General features: G+C 37.2%; 18 protein-coding genes and 1 pseudogene. 17 read left to right on the forward strand and 2 right to left on the reverse strand.

Translation table 11 applies throughout. From position 1 onward, the window contains the following. The first annotated feature begins 150 nt into the window (after positions 1 to 150). From FYJ25_RS14470 to FYJ25_RS10635, 3 genes and pseudogenes are all read left to right on the forward strand, one after another. Positions 151 to 807 carry an HNH endonuclease family protein gene (locus FYJ25_RS14470; protein WP_197702354.1) on the forward strand — a complete coding sequence of 219 codons (657 nt, stop codon included), beginning with the start codon at positions 151 to 153 and terminating at the stop codon, positions 805 to 807. A 179-nt stretch (positions 808 to 986) separates the two neighbouring features. Further along, positions 987 to 1,364: an SMU1112c/YaeR family gloxylase I-like metalloprotein gene (gene gloA2, locus FYJ25_RS10630; RefSeq protein WP_096241345.1), complete on the forward strand. Its 378-nt coding sequence runs from the start codon at positions 987 to 989 to the stop codon at positions 1,362 to 1,364. A gap of 194 nt (positions 1,365 to 1,558) precedes the next feature. Continuing rightward, positions 1,559 to 1,867 (forward strand): annotated as a pseudogene (locus tag FYJ25_RS10635) (PD-(D/E)XK nuclease domain-containing protein); the annotation flags it as partial. Between the two features lie 137 nt (positions 1,868 to 2,004). Here FYJ25_RS10635 and FYJ25_RS10640 read toward each other — a convergent pair. Then, positions 2,005 to 2,406 carry a DUF3783 domain-containing protein gene (locus FYJ25_RS10640; protein WP_157908611.1) on the reverse strand — a complete coding sequence of 134 codons (402 nt, stop codon included), beginning with the start codon at positions 2,404 to 2,406 and terminating at the stop codon, positions 2,005 to 2,007. Positions 2,407 to 2,714: 308 nt separating this feature from the next. On the opposite strand from FYJ25_RS10640, the gene FYJ25_RS10645 reads away from it, so the two are divergent. From FYJ25_RS10645 to galE, 3 genes are all read left to right on the forward strand, one after another. Continuing rightward, positions 2,715 to 3,314, forward strand: coding sequence for an NUDIX hydrolase (locus FYJ25_RS10645; protein WP_096241343.1), 600 nt, complete (start codon positions 2,715 to 2,717; stop codon positions 3,312 to 3,314). 590 nt (positions 3,315 to 3,904) lie between these two features. After that, on the forward strand, positions 3,905 to 5,011 hold the full coding sequence (locus FYJ25_RS10650) for a peptidylprolyl isomerase (protein WP_154581287.1): 1,107 nt from the start codon (positions 3,905 to 3,907) through the stop codon (positions 5,009 to 5,011). A gap of 234 nt (positions 5,012 to 5,245) precedes the next feature. After that, on the forward strand, positions 5,246 to 6,259 hold the full coding sequence (gene galE, locus FYJ25_RS10655; protein ID WP_096241341.1) for a UDP-glucose 4-epimerase GalE: 1,014 nt from the start codon (positions 5,246 to 5,248) through the stop codon (positions 6,257 to 6,259). 636 nt (positions 6,260 to 6,895) lie between these two features. Here the strand turns inward: galE and FYJ25_RS10660 are convergent. Then, on the reverse strand, positions 6,896 to 7,285 hold the full coding sequence (locus tag FYJ25_RS10660) for a hypothetical protein (RefSeq protein ID WP_154581288.1): 390 nt from the start codon (positions 7,283 to 7,285) through the stop codon (positions 6,896 to 6,898). 490 nt (positions 7,286 to 7,775) lie between these two features. On the opposite strand from FYJ25_RS10660, the gene FYJ25_RS10665 reads away from it, so the two are divergent. The 11 genes from FYJ25_RS10665 to FYJ25_RS10715 all read left to right on the forward strand — a co-directional run bounded on the left by FYJ25_RS10665 (position 7,776) and on the right by FYJ25_RS10715 (position 19,443). After that, complete coding sequence (locus FYJ25_RS10665) at positions 7,776 to 8,798, forward strand: ABC transporter substrate-binding protein (RefSeq protein WP_154581289.1); 1,023 nt, start codon at positions 7,776 to 7,778, stop codon at positions 8,796 to 8,798. Between the two features lie 110 nt (positions 8,799 to 8,908). Continuing rightward, positions 8,909 to 9,847 (forward strand): ABC transporter permease, encoded by a 939-nt coding sequence (locus tag FYJ25_RS10670; protein WP_096241338.1) that lies wholly within the window; start codon positions 8,909 to 8,911, stop codon positions 9,845 to 9,847. A 1-nt stretch (position 9,848) separates the two neighbouring features. Next, positions 9,849 to 10,643 carry an ABC transporter ATP-binding protein gene (locus tag FYJ25_RS10675; RefSeq protein ID WP_096241337.1) on the forward strand — a complete coding sequence of 265 codons (795 nt, stop codon included), beginning with the start codon at positions 9,849 to 9,851 and terminating at the stop codon, positions 10,641 to 10,643. Positions 10,644 to 10,683: 40 nt separating this feature from the next. Next, entirely contained in the window at positions 10,684 to 11,595 is a 912-nt protein-coding gene (locus tag FYJ25_RS10680) for an AEC family transporter (protein WP_330578340.1), read from the forward strand. Between the two features lie 654 nt (positions 11,596 to 12,249). After that, entirely contained in the window at positions 12,250 to 12,966 is a 717-nt protein-coding gene (locus FYJ25_RS10685; RefSeq protein ID WP_154581290.1) for a CpsB/CapC family capsule biosynthesis tyrosine phosphatase, read from the forward strand. 137 nt (positions 12,967 to 13,103) lie between these two features. Continuing rightward, positions 13,104 to 14,132 carry an LCP family protein gene (locus FYJ25_RS10690; protein WP_154581291.1) on the forward strand — a complete coding sequence of 343 codons (1,029 nt, stop codon included), beginning with the start codon at positions 13,104 to 13,106 and terminating at the stop codon, positions 14,130 to 14,132. 21 nt (positions 14,133 to 14,153) lie between these two features. After that, a complete protein-coding gene (locus tag FYJ25_RS10695; RefSeq protein WP_096241333.1) occupies positions 14,154 to 14,966 on the forward strand; it encodes a YveK family protein in 813 nt (270 codons plus the stop codon). Positions 14,967 to 14,969: 3 nt separating this feature from the next. Further along, positions 14,970 to 15,686 (forward strand): CpsD/CapB family tyrosine-protein kinase, encoded by a 717-nt coding sequence (locus FYJ25_RS10700; protein ID WP_154581292.1) that lies wholly within the window; start codon positions 14,970 to 14,972, stop codon positions 15,684 to 15,686. 112 nt (positions 15,687 to 15,798) lie between these two features. Then, a complete protein-coding gene (locus tag FYJ25_RS10705; RefSeq protein ID WP_154581293.1) occupies positions 15,799 to 16,386 on the forward strand; it encodes a hypothetical protein in 588 nt (195 codons plus the stop codon). Positions 16,387 to 16,560: 174 nt separating this feature from the next. Beyond that, positions 16,561 to 17,910: a phenylacetate--CoA ligase family protein gene (locus FYJ25_RS10710; protein ID WP_096241330.1), complete on the forward strand. Its 1,350-nt coding sequence runs from the start codon at positions 16,561 to 16,563 to the stop codon at positions 17,908 to 17,910. A gap of 84 nt (positions 17,911 to 17,994) precedes the next feature. Continuing rightward, a complete protein-coding gene (locus tag FYJ25_RS10715) occupies positions 17,995 to 19,443 on the forward strand; it encodes a lipopolysaccharide biosynthesis protein (protein WP_096241329.1) in 1,449 nt (482 codons plus the stop codon). Positions 19,444 to 19,483: the final 40 nt, after the last annotated feature.

Genomic DNA, 19,483 nt, shown 5'->3' on the forward strand with positions numbered 1-19,483 from the left:
TGGTGTTTGTGGTGAACTCATTATACTTCATTTAAGGGGGTAATGCTCTTTTTATTTGCAAACCTCCGATAAATCAAGGTTTTTAAACGTTTTAGAACAATAAAAAAGGGTAGTTTTTGACACTACCATTTGAAAACAGGGGGTAGGAATATGATAAAGATACACAGAAATCCGATTCCTCCGATATCATTAGCTATTGAAAAACAAAAAGCACATGGAAGTTATAATGAGCCAGATGTTATACAGCAATTAAAAGAAGATTCCAATGATAAATGCTACATTTGTGAGTTAGGCGGACTTTCTGATCCAGAAGTAGAACATTTAAGACCACATCATGGTAGAAAAATACGAGAAAGAGTTTTTGATTGGAATAATTTGTTTTATGCGTGCCCACATTGCAATAATTTGAAAAAAGAAGCAAGATATGATGATAAAATTATAGATTGCTGTGCTGAGGACCCAGAGAAAAAATTGGAACAAAGCTATGAAGAGGGGAAGGTAAGTGTACATAGTTTAGTTGACGAAGAATGTGCAGTCATGACAGCAGAACTTATACAGGCATCTTTTGAAAAACGGAATACAGGGATTCGGCAGGCTGCTTGTCAATATAGAGTAGACCGATTAGCAGAATCTATGAATGTTTTATATAAAACATTAGAAAACCATAGAAAAAATCCAGAATCACAACGATATATTAAAAGCTTAAGGAGTTCTTTAAGTAGGAGGAGTATTTTTGCAGCATTTAAGAGGAATTATGTAAGAAAACACATTACAGATTATCCAGATTTGGAAGATTTTTTATTATAACTTGAAAGTAGACTGTTCTCTTGTAGAATATAATTTCATTTATGAAGAAACTGCATCTTTTTATTCATATACGGGTAAGCAGGTAATCATCCGTACCTGTTACTGCAATTAATTTTCTGATACAATCTTCTCAAAATATGAGAGGAAGTATACCATTATGAAAAACGGAGGTGAGGGTTATGTTCGATACCATTCATCATATTGCAATCATTGGAAGCGATTATGAAAAATCAAAACATTTTTATGTGGATCTGCTTGGATTTAAGGTGATCAGAGAAAATTATCGAAAAGAACGCGATGATTACAAGATTGATCTGGCGTGTGGGTCGCAGGAAATAGAACTTTTTATCATAAAAAATGCTCCAGCTCGTGTAAATTATCCGGAAGCATTGGGATTACGCCATCTGGCATTTGAGGTAAAAAGTGTTGACGATACGGTTAAAGAGCTTAATGCAAAAGGAATAGCAACAGAACCGGTACGCTTAGATGATTACACTGGAAAGAAAATGACATTTTTCCATGATCCAGATAATCTTCCATTAGAAATCCATGAATAATCAACTGTTATGATTGCTGTTTGGGCTGCTAGATGGTAAAATCAAAGTATAATAGGCATGGTGTAACATGCTGTCCAAGAAAGGAGCGTGATACGCATGGGAATGTTTGTTAATCCGGACAATTCTGCGTTCCAAGTTGCTTTGAATTCTGAAATCTATGTAGATAAAACTGGAATCATTAAATATACAAATAGAGTGTTCTCTCGATTGCCTATTTGAGTGCAATGCAGTATTATTTTAAGCCAATTCGTGAAATGCCTGCTGGAAATGGTTTTGCAGATTTTGTTTTCATACCAAAACCCGAATATAGCTCGTTTTATCCTGTGTTGGTTGTCGAATTGAAATGGAACAAAGATGTAACAACAGCTTTGCAGCAGATAAAGGATAAGCGGTATCCGGAGTCGATACTGAACTACACTGGTGACATCTTGCTTGTGGGAATCAACTATGATAAAGGTACCAAAGAGCATCAGTGTTTAATTGAAAAATACGAGAAGGACTGATTATCAATGACTCCGACTCGCAGGTAAAAAGTGTTGACGATACGGTTAAAGAACTTATTTGCAGATTTAATTTCATAAATGTGATGAAATGCAGATGAATGCAGCGGCAAGTTTTGACGCTGCATATTTTTATATTTTTACTTCTGCGAATTCCCGTTCATTGCCTCATGCTCTTTAGCAAGTTCATCATGTAATGTGACAGAATCCCAATTCACATTGTGCTCTGTAAGCATTGCCTTTAGATTGACCCTTGGAATCTTCTGCTTATACATGGCATTTAAAAACTGATTAAGTTTTGTCCCAGTAAAACCGGCAAATACAAGCATTGGATCATCAAAAGAAGCATTGCTTTCGGATTCCTCTGAACGAAGAAAAGATGCCATCTCTTCCTTTTTTCCACAGGCAAGTATTCCAATCGGAACATCATACTGCTGCTTTTCCACAACGCGGATATGAATACCGGATTGAATACATAAAAACTTGATTTTATTGCGGATAGCAGCGGAATCAAAATTATAAAGTAAGATAGTCTCTTTCATAAAAAATCCTTTCATTTATTATGTGCTTTCATTCATCATGCATTTTCATTCAAGTCTAATCATTCTGTTCATCACGTTCAAATGCACAGAACATATCAACTGTTATTATATGCGATAATCTCCGAAAATCAAACAGATAATTTTTGTCTTAAATAGGAAACAACGTGATAAAGCAATATCTCTAATTTTATGTAAAAAAACTCTGGTATTTTTCCAGAAATGAGATACAATAATGTAGGGAAAACACCTAGCGTACCGACTTGCGGCACACTAGAACGATTGCATATATGCAAGGAGGATATTAAATTATGGAAGAAAAAAATTATAAGATTTATGACAGTTTATATAACGTAATTGGTGTAGCGCCATACGAAGAGGTACATACAAAAGGACTTTTACATCAGGTAGTACACTTCTGGTTAGCAGAAAAAAAGGAGGATCAGCTCTGGTTTTACTTACAAAAAAGAGCCGATAATGACATTGTATACAAAGGAGCATACGACATCCTTACATCCGGTCACATTGACCCAGAAGAAACACACGAAGAAGCAATGGTTCATCAGATCAAAGAACAGTTAGGAGTTTCTCTCCAGAAAGAACAGCTTACATATATCGGACATATCCATCAGCAGATTAAAAAAGGTACATACTTTGATAATGCATTTGTACAAAGTTATCTCTACGTAACAGACCATGCAGAAAAAGACTTTGCCGGAGCAGATAATGTTGTGAAAGTTAAATTCGAAGAACTTGTTGCATTTGTAGGTGATTTAGATAAAAAGGTAACGGTATACACAACCGAAGGAAAATTAATCGAAGAAACAACACATGATCAGTGGTGGTTAAGAGACGAAGAATTCGAAAAAGTAGTAGAACCTTATATCAAAGAACATTTAAACAACTACTAATTTACTGGACTAAAGAGACGAAAAGCAGAAATTTGATATAAAAGAAAATGTGAAGATAGTCGCTTCGTAGAAAATGCCTGACCGGCATTTTTACTAGCTCCGACATCACATTTTCTTTTATATCAAATTTTTGCTTTTCTGTTTTTTGGTTCCAGAAGGAAATTAGTATTTGGATTTGAGGAAGAGGGGATTGTTCAGAAGTCTATGGTTTTCACTAGAATAAAAATCTCCAGAGGAGAATATTTTCTTATGTCGGAACAGTTATTTGATTAAAAATCATAGCCTTCTGGGCAATCCCCTTATTCTCACCAATTATAGATTTAGATAGTCAGAAAAAAGAAATACTGCCCTATCCCAGATGCGGCTTCGGAGCGTGTTTAAGATGCGGACGAGCATCTTAAATACAGCGACTACAGAGCAGATGGGATAGGGCAGTATTTCTTTTTTCGTCTACACGAAATCTACAATCCAGAATTCACTTGTTGTATTCTTCGATTTGTACTATAATAAAAAAATGTAGTGTAAAATGTGCTCTCGGAGTTTTAATGAAAAAGATTTCGAGAGTACATTAAGATTATAGGAGGTTAATAATGAAGGCGAAGTTAACAAAGGTTCTTTCCCTTGTTCTTGTAGTGATCATGGCTATGGGTCTTATGACAGGCTGTTCTACATCAAGCAGCGGAAAGGGAACAAAAACACAGGATGGAAATAAAGTTTTATTCAGTTATGACGGTACAGATGTAACATTGAAGGAAGCGTGGCTGTATGCTAAGATGCTTGGAGCACAGTATGAGAAGACTTACAGCAGCTATTACGGAAGTGACTTCTGGAGTATGTCTATGGGTCAGGATGATGACGGGAAGGACCAGACATTTGAAGCGTATGTAAAGAAACAGGTTATTTCCCAGATGAAACAGAATATCATTCTTAATAAGAAAGCGGATAAATACGACTGCAAGTTAACACATGAGGAGAAGCAGCAGTGTAGTGATTCTGCTCTTTCCTATTATCAGGATAAGGCTGGTAAGAAGGCAATGAAGGAATGTGGAGCTACTCGTGAGGATGTTGAGAAGATTTACAGAGACAGTACATTAGCATCGAAAGTTCAGGAAAAGGTTGAAAGTAAAGAAAAAGTTACTGTAACAGAAGATGAGGCGAGAAAGTCTACAATCTACAGAGTTGTATTTGCCACAACGAAGACAGATAAAGAGGGCAAGACAACACAGATGAGTGCGAAAGAAAAGAAAGCTGTAAAGGCTAAGGCAGAAGCAGCACTTAAAGAGATTCAGAGTGGTAAGAAGACGATTAAAAAAGTTGCCAAAGAGCAGAATTATTCTAATACAGATGAGTCTTATGCAGCAGGAGAATCTGAAGAAGGTGAAGCATTTGAAGGTGTCATGAAAGGCATGAAAGACGGCGACATCGCAGATAAAGTTTTAGAATGTAATAATGGTTATGTTATCGCTAAGCTTGTCGCTTATACAGATAAAAAAGAGACTGAAAGTAATAAAAAGTCTTTAAAAGAGCAGAAACAGTCTGAAGCTTTCCAGAAAAAGTATGACAACTGGACGAAGAAGCTTGAGAAGAAGTGGGATTACAACAAGGATGTAGACCAGAAACTTTGGGCACAGTTATCTTTAAAGAGTGCGGATTCCACATCTACAGAAAAGGCAGAAGAGACAACAGCTGCTAAGTAGTAATTGATGGGATAAATGGGATAAAAGAGAGAAAAACCAGAAATTTTATTATAAAGTTTCTGGTTTTTTTGTTTTTGATTTAATTTGGTTTAATCTTGAAGGAAAAGAGTGAGAATTTATTTTCTTGAGATTTTTTTAGCTTAAAATTATATACATCTTGATTTTTACTAAAAATTGCGGTAAACTTTTACTAGAAACCGTTTATTTACAAAGTTTTTAAGAGGAGTTTTTGGGATGAATATTTTATTAGCAGGGGGAGCTGGTTATATTGGTTCCCATACGGCAGTGGAATTATTGGCAGCAGGCCATGATGTAGTTATTGTAGATGATTATTGTAATAGCTGTGCGGAAGCAGTGAATCGTGTAGAGGAAGTTTCCGGCAAAAAGGTAGTTTCTTATGAGGCAGATGTTAAAGATAAAGCAGCTATGACTACGATTTTTAAAGAGAATAAGATTGATTGTGTCATTCATTTTGCAGGTCTTAAGGCAGTTGGTGAGTCTGTTCAGAAACCAATTGAATATTATAGAAATAATATCGATACCACTCTTACATTATTAGAGTGTATGAGAGAAGCTGGAGTGAAGAAGTTTGTATTCTCTTCTTCTGCTACAGTTTATGGTGAGGAGAATGATATTCCTTACATTGAGACGATGAAGAGAGGAAGCTGTTCTAATCCATATGGCTGGACAAAGGTTATGATGGAAGAGATTCTCGAAGATGCGGCAAAAGCAGATGAAGATCTGACAGTTGTTCTACTTCGTTACTTTAACCCAATTGGAGCACATGAGTCCGGAAGAATGGGTGAAGATCCACAGGGTATTCCTAACAACCTGATGCCATATATCGCACAGGTAGCAGTAGGAAGAAGAGATCATCTTACTGTTTACGGAGGAGATTATCCTACAAAAGATGGAACATGCCGTCGTGATTATATTCATGTAATGGATTTGGCGAATGGTCATTTAAAGGCAGTAGAATATGCTGCAGATCATAAAGGTGTAGAAGTATTTAACTTAGGAACAGGTACACCTTATAGTGTATTGGAGATTATCCATGCGTTTGAATCTGCTAACGATATTAAGATTAAGTATGAAATCGGTGAGAGAAGAGCAGGTGACCTTCCGGAATTCTGGGCGAATTCAGAGAAGGCAGAGAAGGTTCTTGGATGGAAGACAAAGAGAACATTAGAGGATATGTGTCGTGATACATGGAACTGGCAGAAGAATAATCCTCAAGGCTATAAATAAATACTAATTTGTAGATTTCGTGTAGACGAAAAAAGAAATAATACCATATCCCATCTGCTCTGTAGTCGCTGTGTTTAAAATGCTCGTTCGCATCTTAAACACGCTCCGAAGCCGCATCTGGGATATGGTATTATTTCTTTTTTCTGACTATCTAAATCTATGGTTTAACAACATGGAATGTGCCCGAAGGCTATGGTCTTCCGGAAAATTAAATTCTAAAGGATTGACACTCAAATTGTTATATTTCCAACATAAATTACTAATTTGTTATTTGTTATCAAAACCAGACAGCCGCTGAAACAAAATTTTATGCTGGATTGTAAGAAGACTACGATAAAGAAAAAAGACCGCCTACAATTATTCATAATTATTCAGTGAGAAGATATTTCCATCTGGAGATTTTCATCCCAATGAAAACCATAGACTTCTGGACAATCCCCTTATTCTTCCTCAAATCTAAATGCTAATTTCCTTCTGGATCCAAACAGCAGAAAAGCAGAAATTTCATATATAATACAATGTGATGTCGGAGCCAGTAAAAATGCCGAACAGGCATTTTCTACGCCGCGACTATCTTCACATTGTATTATATATGAAATTTCTGCTTTTCGTCTCTTTAGTCCATCAAATTAGTATTTAATTCAATATTTTTGATTTTAGAAAGTAGCGGTCTACGATGATCAGAATAGAGATGGCAATGATGGAGAGAAGGTTCTCAACTGCAGTAGTATGTTCGATGATCATATGTCGTGCGATTACGAACATGAGAACTTCTAACATTGTATCTTTTCGTGGTTTGCATAAGAGTTTGAAAAATTCGATGCCGATAACGATATCGAATACGCTTGCCATGTATTCAAGGAAGGAACCGGATTCCGTACGGGTATGTAGGAATTCTTTAAATGGTTCCCATAAGGAAGCAATAGCGATTACGATGGCGATGAGAACGATCACGGCCATGATGTGTTCTAACCATTCGCTTAAGTTTGTGTAACCCTGCTTCAGTTTCTCCAGTTTTTCTGTCATAATGTTCCTCCAATGTACATTATCCAAAAAAATAACCTCCATTCGATGTAAATGTACTCTCGGAGTCTTTCTCACAAAATCAAGCATAAAAAGATTCTGAGAATACATGTAAAATAACTGAAAAATTTATAGTAATAATCCCAAAAACTATCATAACATAAGTTTGCTTGTAGGTCACTTAAAATGCAAGAAAAAATAAAAAAAATTCATTTTTTACTTGCATTTTGGAAGGAAAAGGAATAGAATAGATAATAAATTTAACACTTTTAATGTTAAAAGTGCAGAACTGTGAATGAGAAAGTGCCTTGTTATGTTAGGTTATGTGTTGTATGATGCGCATCTTGTAATAAGAATATTGAGGTATTCCTGGATGTAGTTTGTACTGGATGTGGTTTGTATAAGCAGTATAAGATACAGTATAAGTATAGAAGATTTGGCAGATCGGGCTTGAATACACAGTTCTAATTTGAATTTTCGGGAGGAATGAAAGATGAGAAAACATATGAATAAGATACTTGCAGTTATGCTTGCAGGTGTTATGGCACTCGGATTATGTGGCTGCGGAAGCAGCAATAGTGGAAGTGAAGCGGGAAGTGAGGCACAGGCTACACAGTCTCAGGCTTCTGGAGATAAGGTATATAAGATTGGTATTTGCCAGTTAGTGCAGCATAAAGCGCTTGATGCTGCAACAAAGGGATTTAAGGAAGCCTTGATTGATGAACTTGGTAAGGATAAAGTTAAATTTGATGAGCAGAATGCAGCGGGTGATTCTGCAATGTGTACAACTATTACGAATCAGTTTGTATCTGATGGAGATGATTTAATTCTTGCGAATGCGACAGCTTCTCTTCAGGCAGCGGCAGCAGCTACAGATACGATTCCGATTCTCGGAACTGCTGTAACAGATTATGCGACAGCGTTGGATCTTAGTGACTGGTCTGGAACAACAGGAAGAAATATTTCTGGTACTTCTGATCTTGCACCATTAGATCAGCAGGCGGATTTACTTCATGAGATGTTCCCGGATGCGAAGAATGTTGGTATTCTCTACTGTTCTGCGGAGCCTAACTCAGTATATCAGGCTAAAAAGATTGAAGAGTCCCTTAATAAATACGGATATAAATGTACAGAGTACAGTTTTGCAGATTCTAATGATGTTGCTTCTGTAACAACTTCTGCATGTTCTGGAAGTGATGTTCTTTATGTTCCTACAGATAATACAGCGGCATCTTGTACAGAGATTATTAAAAATATTGCGGTGCCAGCAAAGAAACCTATTATTGCAGGTGAAGAGGGAATTTGTTCTGGTTGTGGTGTAGCTACTTTATCTATCAGCTACTATGATCTTGGATATGAAACAGGTAAGATGGCTGCAGAGATTCTTACAAAGGGTACGGATGTTTCTACTATGGAAGTACAATCTGCACCAAAGGTAACAAAGGAATACAACAAAGACATCTGTAACGAGCTGGGAATCAAGGTTCCAGATGGATATACAGCAATTGCACAGTAGGGTCTAATGTATTTTACTTTATAAAGTATTTTAATCAATAGTAACAGAAGGGTGTCGTGATATTTTGCGACACCCTAAGTTGCTGTTAGAAGTTAGGAGGAATTAGGAATATGACAGCGTATTTTGCTTCTTTGAGTGTACCGACACTGATCGGTGCTTTGCCGGGAAATATCGCGCAGGGTGTTATTTGGGGAATTATGGCTTTAGGAGTGTATTTGACATTTCGTGTACTGAATTTTGCAGATCTGACAGTGGATGGCTCTTTTGCTACTGGTGGAGCGGTTACGGTTATGCTCGTCATTAACGGCTGGTCAGTGCCAACTGCACTTCTTATAGCTTTTGCAGCAGGGCTTGTGGCTGGTTTTGTAACAGGATTTTTACATACGGTACTTGGAATTCCAGATATTTTGGCAGGCATTTTAAGTCAGATTGCCCTGTATTCTATTAACTTAAATATTATGGGTATGGCAAATCAGGCATTGAGTGTAGATAAGTATAATCTTCTTGTTTCTTTACGGGAGGTACAGAAATCCATTCTTGTCAGCGTAATATTTGCATTTGTTATTATCTGTATTTTATATTGGTATTTTGGAACAGAGCAGGGTTGTGCACTTCGTGCGACAGGATGTAATCCGAATATGGCAAAGGCACAGGGAATTAATGTAGATTTTATGAAGATTCTTGCCCTTGCTCTTTCTAATGGACTGGTTGCTCTTGCAGGTGGGCTTATTGCACAATACCAGGGATTTGCGGATATCAACATGGGTCGTGGCGCCATCGTTATTGGTCTTGCGGCTGTAATAATCGGAGAAGTTCTTGGAGAAGCATTATTGGCTAAGCACCTGAACTTTATGGGAAGACTTATTTTTGTAGTAATCGGTGGAATCATCTATTACATTGTTGTTGGTATTGTACTTTGGCTTAAGATGCCGACAAATGATCTGAAGTTATTTACTGCGATTATCGTAGCTATTTTCCTTGCTGTGCCATATCTTCGAGCAAAATCAAGGAATTCTTTTGCTAAAGCCGCAAAGAAAGGAGCCGAATAGTATGTTAGACCTTGTAAATATTAAAAAGACATTTAATCCGGGAACAATTCATGAAAAGAAGGCGTTAAATGGAGTTAATCTTCATCTTGATGATGGTGATTTTGTTACAATTATTGGTGGAAATGGTGCAGGAAAGTCCACAACATTGAATGCGATTGCCGGTGTGTGGCCAGTAGATAACGGAAGTATTACAATTGATGGGATTAACGTTACAGGTATTCCAGAATTTAAGAGAGCAAAGTATCTTGGGCGTGTCTTTCAGGATCCGATGACAGGTACAGCGGCAACAATGGAGATTCAGGAGAATCTTGCACTTGCGGCGCGTCGTGGAAAGGGTCGTGGACTTTGCTGGGGTATTACTAAGGCAGAAAAAGAGAAGTACAGAGAACTTTTAAAGATGCTTGATCTGGGATTAGAAGATCGTATGGAAGCAAAGGTAGGACTTCTCTCAGGCGGACAGAGACAGGCGTTAACACTGTTGATGGCGACATTACAAAAGCCGAAGCTATTACTTCTTGATGAGCATACAGCTGCCCTTGACCCCAAGACAGCGCAGAAGGTATTAGAGATTTCTGACCGTATTATTAAAGAAAATAATCTAACAGCGATGATGGTTACCCATAACATGAAGGATGCGATCGCACATGGTAACCGCCTGATCATGATGCATGAAGGAAAAATTGTTTTAAATATTGCTGGCGAGGAAAAGAAAAAACTTACCGTAGAAGATTTACTTCGTAAATTTGAAGTAGTTGCCGGAGAAGAATTTAGCAGTGATAAAGCGCTATTAGCGTAGAAAGTATTTTTTCTAAACAGAGAAACGGAGATACACAAGAGTGAAAGAATTAGTAAATTTACAGTTGATGATGTTTGCCCTGATTATTATTGGGTTGATTTTGAAAAAGACCAAAGTGATTGGCAAGGAAGGACAGAAAAGCATGACGAATCTTGTTATTGACCTTATTTTGCCATGTAATATTATCTTTTCTTTTATGATAAAGTTTTCATCGAAAATTGCGCAGGACTTTATGGTAATTCTGATCATTTCTATATTAATTCAGGTGTTTTGTGTTATCTTAGGCAGTGTATTATATAATAAATGTTCTGTAAAAAGAAAGAAATGTCTGCGTTATGCAACCATTTGCTCGAATGCAGGTTTTCTTGGCAACCCAATCGCACAGGGTGTATATGGAATGATGGGTCTTACACTGGCTTCTATCTATCTGATTCCACAAAGAATCATGATGTGGTCAGAAGGTGTTTCTGTATTTACGGAAGCACCGACGAAAAAGGAAATGTTAAAAAAGATATTTAGTCATCCATGTATCATTGCCTGCGAGATCGGAGTAGTTTTAATGTTGACCGGATGGCGGCCGCCACATTTCTTACAGGAAACGATTACTTCGATAAGTAACTGTAATACGGCAATGTCCATGCTTGTAATTGGAATGATACTTGCCGATGCGGATCCAAGAACTCTGGTGGATAAAGATGTGCTTTTCTACAGTGTGGTTCGTTTGATCTTTATTCCGTTTTGTGTATTCCTTCCATGCTGGATGCTGCAGATGGACAGTCTTGTTAAAGGTGTCAGTGTACTTCTTGCAGCAATGCCGGCTGGAGCAACTACAACGATCCTTGCTTCTAAATATGACTGTGAAGAAGAATTTTCCGTAAAACTCGTTGTGTTTTCCACAGCAGCTTCACTGATCACAACTCCAATATGGAGCCTGATATTAATGAAAGTTTGATTGTAGATTTGGTGTAGACGAAAAAAGAATGGTTATAAGTTTGATTTTGTTCCGTTGTGCTAAGCATTCCATTCTGCTCAGAAAAACAGGAACTTGGAAAAAACGAGTCCCAAGTTCCTATGGTCAGAATTCCATAGCACAAAGTCACAAAATGCAATACTTATAACCATTCTTTTTTCTGACTATCTGAAACCTACAATTGATAAGAATGGGGATTGTCCAGAAGTGAGTATCTTTATGCTGAATTGTACTCAGTCTTCTTACAATTCAGCATAAAATTCTATTGTGCATCTCTGTAATCCTGCAGTAATCATTCCACATCTGGTGTATCTGATGTAACTAAATTTCAAGTATATATAGCAATTTGAATGTCAGTCACTTGAGATTTAATTTCTCGGATAGATTGCTTTCTTTTTTTCGTCTATATCAAATATGTAAATCAAAAATTGTATATTTTGTAAAGAAAATCTTATTTTTTTGAATATTATTGTGATATAATACATTGCAATTTTTTATATCTTAGTATAGAATAGTAAAAAGAAAGAGAGGGGTTATTTTCTTCTTGTAATTATATGGAGAGAATACCTCTTAGTTTTGTGATTAAGGATAAATTACAGATAGGTTACAGATAAATTACATAGGAGGGAAAAGAGAATGCCAGTAATAGATTTTCACTCTCATATTTTGCCGGGGATAGATGATGGGAGTCGTAATGTTGAAAAATCATTGGGGATGCTGCAAATCTCGGCTTCACAAGGTGTAGATATTATAGCGGCTACGTCTCATTTTTATGCCACAGAGGATAGAATTTCTTCATTTCTGGACAGAAGGCAGAATGCTTTTGAACAATTAAAGCAGTGTTTGACAGAAAAAGACGAATATCCTGAGATTGTGGTAGGGGCGGAAGTGGCTTTTTTTTCGGGCATAAGTCGAGCAGAGCGTCTAGAAGATTTAACATATCAGGGTACTGATTTGCTTCTTTTAGAGATGCCGTTTTCTCCATGGACGAAGGCGGATATAGATGAGATTAAATATATATTAGAACGACGCAGAATGAAAGTTTTGCTGGCTCATTTAGAGAGATTTTTAACAATCCCGGGGAATAAAAAGAAGATATATGAATTGTTGGAACTTCCTGTTTATGTTCAGATTAATGCAGAGAGTTTTGAACAGTGGGGGGAACGAAGACAGATTTTTAAAATGCTTAAGAAGAAGGGTATGATTTTTTTAGGAAGTGATTGTCACGGTGTTCATCATAGGGCACCGAATCTCATAAAAGGTCGTAATGCTTTGGAAAAGAAGATGGGAAAGGCTTTTATGGATGAGATGGATGCACAGGCCCTTTATTTACTAAATAGGGAGGAAAGGTAAATGTCAAAGAAGATTTCGATTGTTATAAGTGTTATTTTGTTTATAATACTCATGGTACTTATTGTGTGTGAGAAGATGAATCCGGAGGCTGGGACCGCATTAATTCATAGCATTTTTTAATGATAGGGGTGTTTTAAATGAAAAGAAAGCATTACGCAAAGGGAGAAAAAGTAAAGCTTTACAAAAAGTTTTCTTTAGTAGTGCTGGTATTTGCGGTAATCTGTATTGCGATAGTTGGTGTTGCAACGGTTTTGCCTGAACATAATAATAGTAAGAAAAAAGTGGATCAAGAACAGAGTACAGCAGAGTTGGATAAAGATATTGTGACAATTAACGGTGTGAAGTGTAAGCCGAATTGGGATGTAAAGACGTATCTTTATATTGGAGAAGACAGCAGAGGTATTAAGAAAAGGAATTCCGAGACAAACGGAACTGGACAGAGTGATGTTTTGGAGTTGATTGTTTTAAATACAAAGGAGAATACCTATTATAAGCTTCCGATTAATCGTGATTCGATAACCGATGTGAAGTCTCTTGATGAAGATGGCTCTTATTTGGCAACGACAAAGGTACAGATCGCTTTTGCTCATGCAAATGGGGATGGAATGGAATCTAGTTGTGAGAATACAGTTGATGCAGTATCTAATATGCTTTATGGAATTAAGATAGATGGATATATTGCGATGAATATTGATGCGATTAAGGTTATTAATCATCTTGCGGGCGGAGTGCCTGTTACAATAGAGGATGATTTTTCTCAATCTGATTCTTCACTGAAGATGGGAGAGACGGTTACTCTTACGGATGACCAGGCATTACATTATGTTCATGATCGTATGAATGTAGGTGATGGGACGAATGTTTGTCGTATGCGAAGACAGAAGGAATATATCGACGCACTTTATCCGATTTTTAAGAATAAGTTGAAAAGTGATAGTGGGTTTATCAATACTTTTTATAATGATCTAAGTGACTATATGGTAACAGATATGAGTGTTGGAGAGATGGGTAATCTTGCGAATACCATTATTATGAGTGAAGATAAAGGTGAGTTATCTATAGATGGAACCAATGCGCTAGACAGGCTTGGGTTTAATGCATTTACTGTGGATAAAACTAGTCTGGGTGATGTTGCAATGAAGTTATTTTTTAAAAAAGCAGAATAAATAAGAGGAACGAGGGGAAAAATGAGTCTGATTAATAAACAAGAAGAAAACAGTCCGGAATTTGAAGTGATTAAAGGCGGAAGAACTATTTCACCGATGAATTTTTCGGAAGGAATGGATGATGAAGCAGAAATTGATTTAGTAGAGATTGGCTGGACCTTATTAGATAAGTTACATTATATCGTATTGAGCTTTCTTATCGGGGCGGTATTGTTTAATGCGATTTCTTATTTTTGTATCGAGCCTACATATAAGTCTACAGCGAAGATGTATGTTGTATCTGCGTCTAAGAATTCAGTGGTAGATTTAGACGCTTTAAATATTGGTACATCTCTTACAGCGGATTATGAGCAGTTGATGTTAAGTTATCCGGTTCTTGAACAGGTAATTAATAAACTGAATTTAGATATGGATTCTGATGAGTTGGCTAAGATGATTACTCTGGATAATCCACAGGATACTCGAATTTTGAATATTGATGTCATAAGTACAGATCCGAAAGAGGCAAGAGATATTGCCAATACATTAATGGAAATATCGGTAGATTATTTGCCGAAGACAATGAGTACGAATGCACCGAATATGGCGCAGAAGGCAAAGCTTCCTGACACACAGGATGGTCCAAGTTATATGAAGTTTACTTTAATTGGAGCATTCCTTGGAGCATTCCTTTACTGTTTATATATCGTTATCAAATATTTGATGGATGATACGATTCACACAGCAGAAGATATGGAAAAATATTTTGATATCGTACCTTTAGCAGTTATTCCTGATATTGAAGCATTACAAGAATTAAAGGAATATAAAAAGGCAGCAGGAAAGGAAAAGTAAATAATGAAGAAGTTAAATTTAACAATAGAGGATATGCCGTATGCGGCAGAAGAAGCGTTAAATCGTTTAAGAGTAAATATAAAGTTTTGTGGAAAGAATACAAAAAAGATATTGATTACAAGTAGTGTTCCTAATGAAGGGAAAAGTACAGTGTCTGTTCATTTGTGGAAGCTTTTGGCAGAAGCTGGTTTTCCTACAGTATTGGTAGATGTAGATTTACGTAAGTCAGAGCATAATACCATTTTGAAGATGCAAGGTGTTGAAGAGGGAATTAATCATTATCTCTCCGGAATGGCGGAATATGAGGATGTTGTTTATGAAACAAATATTCCGAATGGACATTGGGTTCCGATTGCGGAACTGTTAGAGAATCCATCCGCTTTATTAGAAGATCCAAGGTTAGAAGAACTTTTGAATCGTTTATCAGAAGATTATAGATATGTGATTATTGATACACCACCGCTGGATAATATTTCAGATGGTGCGTTAATTGCAAGTATGAGTGATGGAGCGGTCTTAGTAGTGCGTTGCGCAGAGACTCCTAAAAATATTGTTAAACAGTCCCTGCAGCAGATAGACCGAGTAGGATGTCCTCTCCTTGGTGTGGTATTGAACCGTGCAGAGGTAAAAGGTGGAGCATTCCAGAAGTATTATGGTCGTTATGGTAAGTATACGAAGTATGGATCTTATTATGGACCAGATGAGAAAAAAATTAGATAAGCTAATAATACTTAATTAAATATATTGTATATTTAATAAGTATTTATTATAATTTAGGACATAAACCTGTCGTGGCAAAAAAAGGTTTTTGTCAAAAGGAGGCAAATAAATTATGAAAACTATGAAAAAAGTAGCAGCAGTTCTTCTTGCAGTTATGCTTATGGCACCTGCAGCAGTAAACGCTGCAGCACCATCAGCAACTAAGGCAACTATCGCAGGACAGAAAGCAGCTGTATCTACAGTATATACAGGAAAAGCTCAGTTACCAGCTACAGTTACAATTAATGGAAAGACATTAATCGCTGGTCAGGATTTCGTTTATGTAAACGCTGCAGCAAAGACTGATGCTGGAACATACACAGTATCAATCAAAGGTATTGGAGCTTTCGAAGGAACTGCTACAGTAACATACACAGTAAACAAAGCTGCTGCTGCAACAAAGACAACTAAAGTTGCAGCTAAGAAAGCTTACAAAGCTTCTTCTTTAAAGAAAAAAGCTAAGAAATTCAGCGTAAAAGTTGCTGGTGCTACTTACACAGTAAAAGGTAAAAAAGCTAAAAAGTATATCAAAGTAAGCAAAAAAGGTAAAGTTACAGTTAAAAAAGGTATCAAGAAAGGTACTTACAAAATTGTAATCAAAGTTAAAGCTACTAAGAATACTGAAGCTGGTAAAAAAGTAGTTAAAATCGTTATCAAATAATTAAATTAAAATAGTTAGTTTTAAGGCATCCTGGCCACGAAGGATGTCTTTCTTTTTTATAGAACAAAGATTGACAAAATAATTTTTCTTATATACAATATTTAAGATATTTACAGGATTGTGAAGGCTTTTTTGATGGAGCTATGGAGCAATTCTTAAAGATAAAGTAGAGTTATGAAGGTAGCCTGTGAGAATTGGTATTGGTCAGGGGAAGCCGGAAAGGAAGAAGTTATGTTTGAAAAGTTAGAGAGAAAGCTGGTTAATGTGTTGCTTTTTTTTGATCTGTTTAAGATGAAGACAAAGATTCCAGAGGATTTTAACGGGGTTATGCGCACACAGGATAAGCGTGTAAGAAAGCTTGTAAAACGGGCATATGAGATTCCATTTTACAGGAAGAGATTTGATGAGGCTGGAGTGAAGCCGGAGGATATTCGTACAGGGGATGATCTGTCTAAGCTTCCGTTACTTACGAAGGATGAGCTTCGTGCATGGATGAATGAGGAGGCGAAGGATCCGAAGTATGATTGCTGGTTTCATGATACAACGAGTGGTTCTTCAGGAATTCCTCTGATGTTACTTGTTTCTCCGAAAGAGAAGGCATATAATATGGCGAACTGGTTCCGAGTTATGATGTGTGCCGGTTATAATCCATTTAAAGGCAAGACAATGAGTCGTAAGAGTGCCCATAGTATTTCCGGAGGCAGTGATACATTTTTACAGCATTTTGGGATTCTTCGTCGTGGCTTTGTCGATCAGTATGCGCCGGAGCCGGAGATTGTGAAGCAGATTAATGCTTATAAGCCAGACTTTTTATATATGAATAAGAGTGAATTTATGCGTATTTGTCTGTACTGTAAACAGAATCATGTGGAGCTTGAGAAGCCGAAGTTTTACTGTCCTACCGGAGAGAAGATAGACGATACAGCAAGAAAGCTCTTTGCGGAGATTCTTGGACCGGGAATTATTGATTCTTATGGAACTGCAGAGACTGGTGCGGCGATGGTACGGCTTTTTGATAATAAAGAATATACGGTCCATAATGATTCTTTTGTGGTAAATATTTACGATGAAAAGAATCGTCCGGCGAAAGAGGGTAATATTGTAGTTACACCACTTTATAAAACAGATTTACCACTTATTAATTATGCGATTGGAGACAGGGGAACCTGCGAGGTTCGGGATGGTGTCCGCTATATCACAAGTGTACAGGGAAGAATGAATGACTTTTTCCGTTATGAGACAGGAGAAGTGACTACTTTCTTTGAAATTGCCCCGATCATTGCCCACTGTGAAGATATACTTCAGATGCGTTTTATTCAGGAAACGTATCATAAGATTCATATTCAGTGTGTACATAATAAGGCGGAGTCTAAGCTGAGTAAGGAAGAAGTCGAGAAAGATATGACCGCAAAGTTAAATGCGAAGTTCAAGCATCCGTTTGAGATTGTGTATGATTGGATGGATTCTATTCCACCGGATAAGAATGGTAAGCTTCGTATGATCGTATGTAAGGTACAGGATTAATGGAAGTATTTAATAGCGATAATGGATTACAACAGGTATCTGACAGAGAAACTAACAGGATAATTATTAGATGGAGGACGGATTATGGCAGGAAAGAATAAAGATGCCTCTTTGAATAAAAGAGCCTTTACCTCAGGATTTTTCTTTATCCTGGCACAGCTTTTTGCAAGAGGACTGACCTTTGCTGTAACCCCGATCTATTCTAGGTTATTGACACAGGCGCAATATGGTATAGTCCGTACGTACGAATCCTGGCTACTGATTGCATATACGGTCATGTCATTATGTCTTTGGAGAAGTGTGGATGTAGCAAAGAATGATTTTGAAGAGGATTATAATGGGTATGTATCAAGCGTACATACATTATCTTACATCGCGATCGCATTTTTCTTTGGAATCTGCATGATCTTTAAGACGCAGGTACAGGACTTCTGCCAGATGGATGATTTGATGTTTTATTCCTGTTTCCTCTATGTATTTACTTATACAAGTATGCTCTATGTACAGCGAAGAGATAAACAGGTTCTTAAATATAAGTTTAGTACGATGGCAACCTTGCTTACGATCGTGCCGGGAACCTTCCTTTCAATCTGGCTTATTTACCGAGGTCGGGTGCAGGGACTCGTTGATCAGCTTGTTGACCGTCGTGTGATCGGCTACTATGTTCCACAGATTATCGGAGGGGCGATCGTTGCTATTGTTATCTGGACACAGGGTAAGAAGTTTATTAATTTAAAATATTGGAAATACGGACTGGCATTCAGCCTTCCACTTATACCAGAAGCATTGTCGATTCAGATTATGAATCAGTCAGACAAGATTATGATTCAGAAAATGATCAGCAATGAAGCGGCAGGAATCTTTGCACTTGCGACAACGATTTCTTTTATCATATGGATTCTTGAGGATTCGGTATGGAATGCATGGATTCCATGGCTTTATGCCAAAATATCACAGGGGGAAGAAAAAGAAGTTGCGAAACCATGGACATCGGTTATGCATATGTTTGGAATTCTTTCCTGGGTGATTGTTATGCTCGCACCGGAAGCAATCGCTATTCTTGGCCCGGCAAAGTACAGGCCGGCAGTATGGCTCATTGCTCCAATGGTATCCGGAACCTTGTTCCGTTTCTATAGTTACAGCTATTCTGCTCTCCAGAATTATTACAAGAGAACCCAGTATGTAGCAGCCGGAACAATTGGAACGATGGTATTAAATGTTATTTTAAATTATGTATGTATCCTGAATTTTGGTTATATGGCGGCTGCCTATACGACAGCGTTCAGTTATATCATACTTCTGCTCGTGCAGGGAATTCTTGAGCATAAAATCACAGGAATGGTTATTGTTCCACTTCGTAAAACGCTTCTTATCGCAGTGGTATACGGTGCGATCAACCTGTTGTCCATGAATCTTTACAAAGTAGCATGGTATTTCCGATATGCTGTATTGATTCTTGTGGTAGCAGCAGCTGCAATCGCGTTAAGAAAACAGATGGCAGCAGTATTGAAAATGTTTAAAAAACGAAAGTAAAGACGAAAATAAATACGAAAGTAAAAAACAATGGCATAGA

It is taken from the genome of Anaerobutyricum soehngenii (assembly GCF_009697165.1).
GTDB lineage: Bacteria > Bacillota > Clostridia > Lachnospirales > Lachnospiraceae > Anaerobutyricum > Anaerobutyricum soehngenii.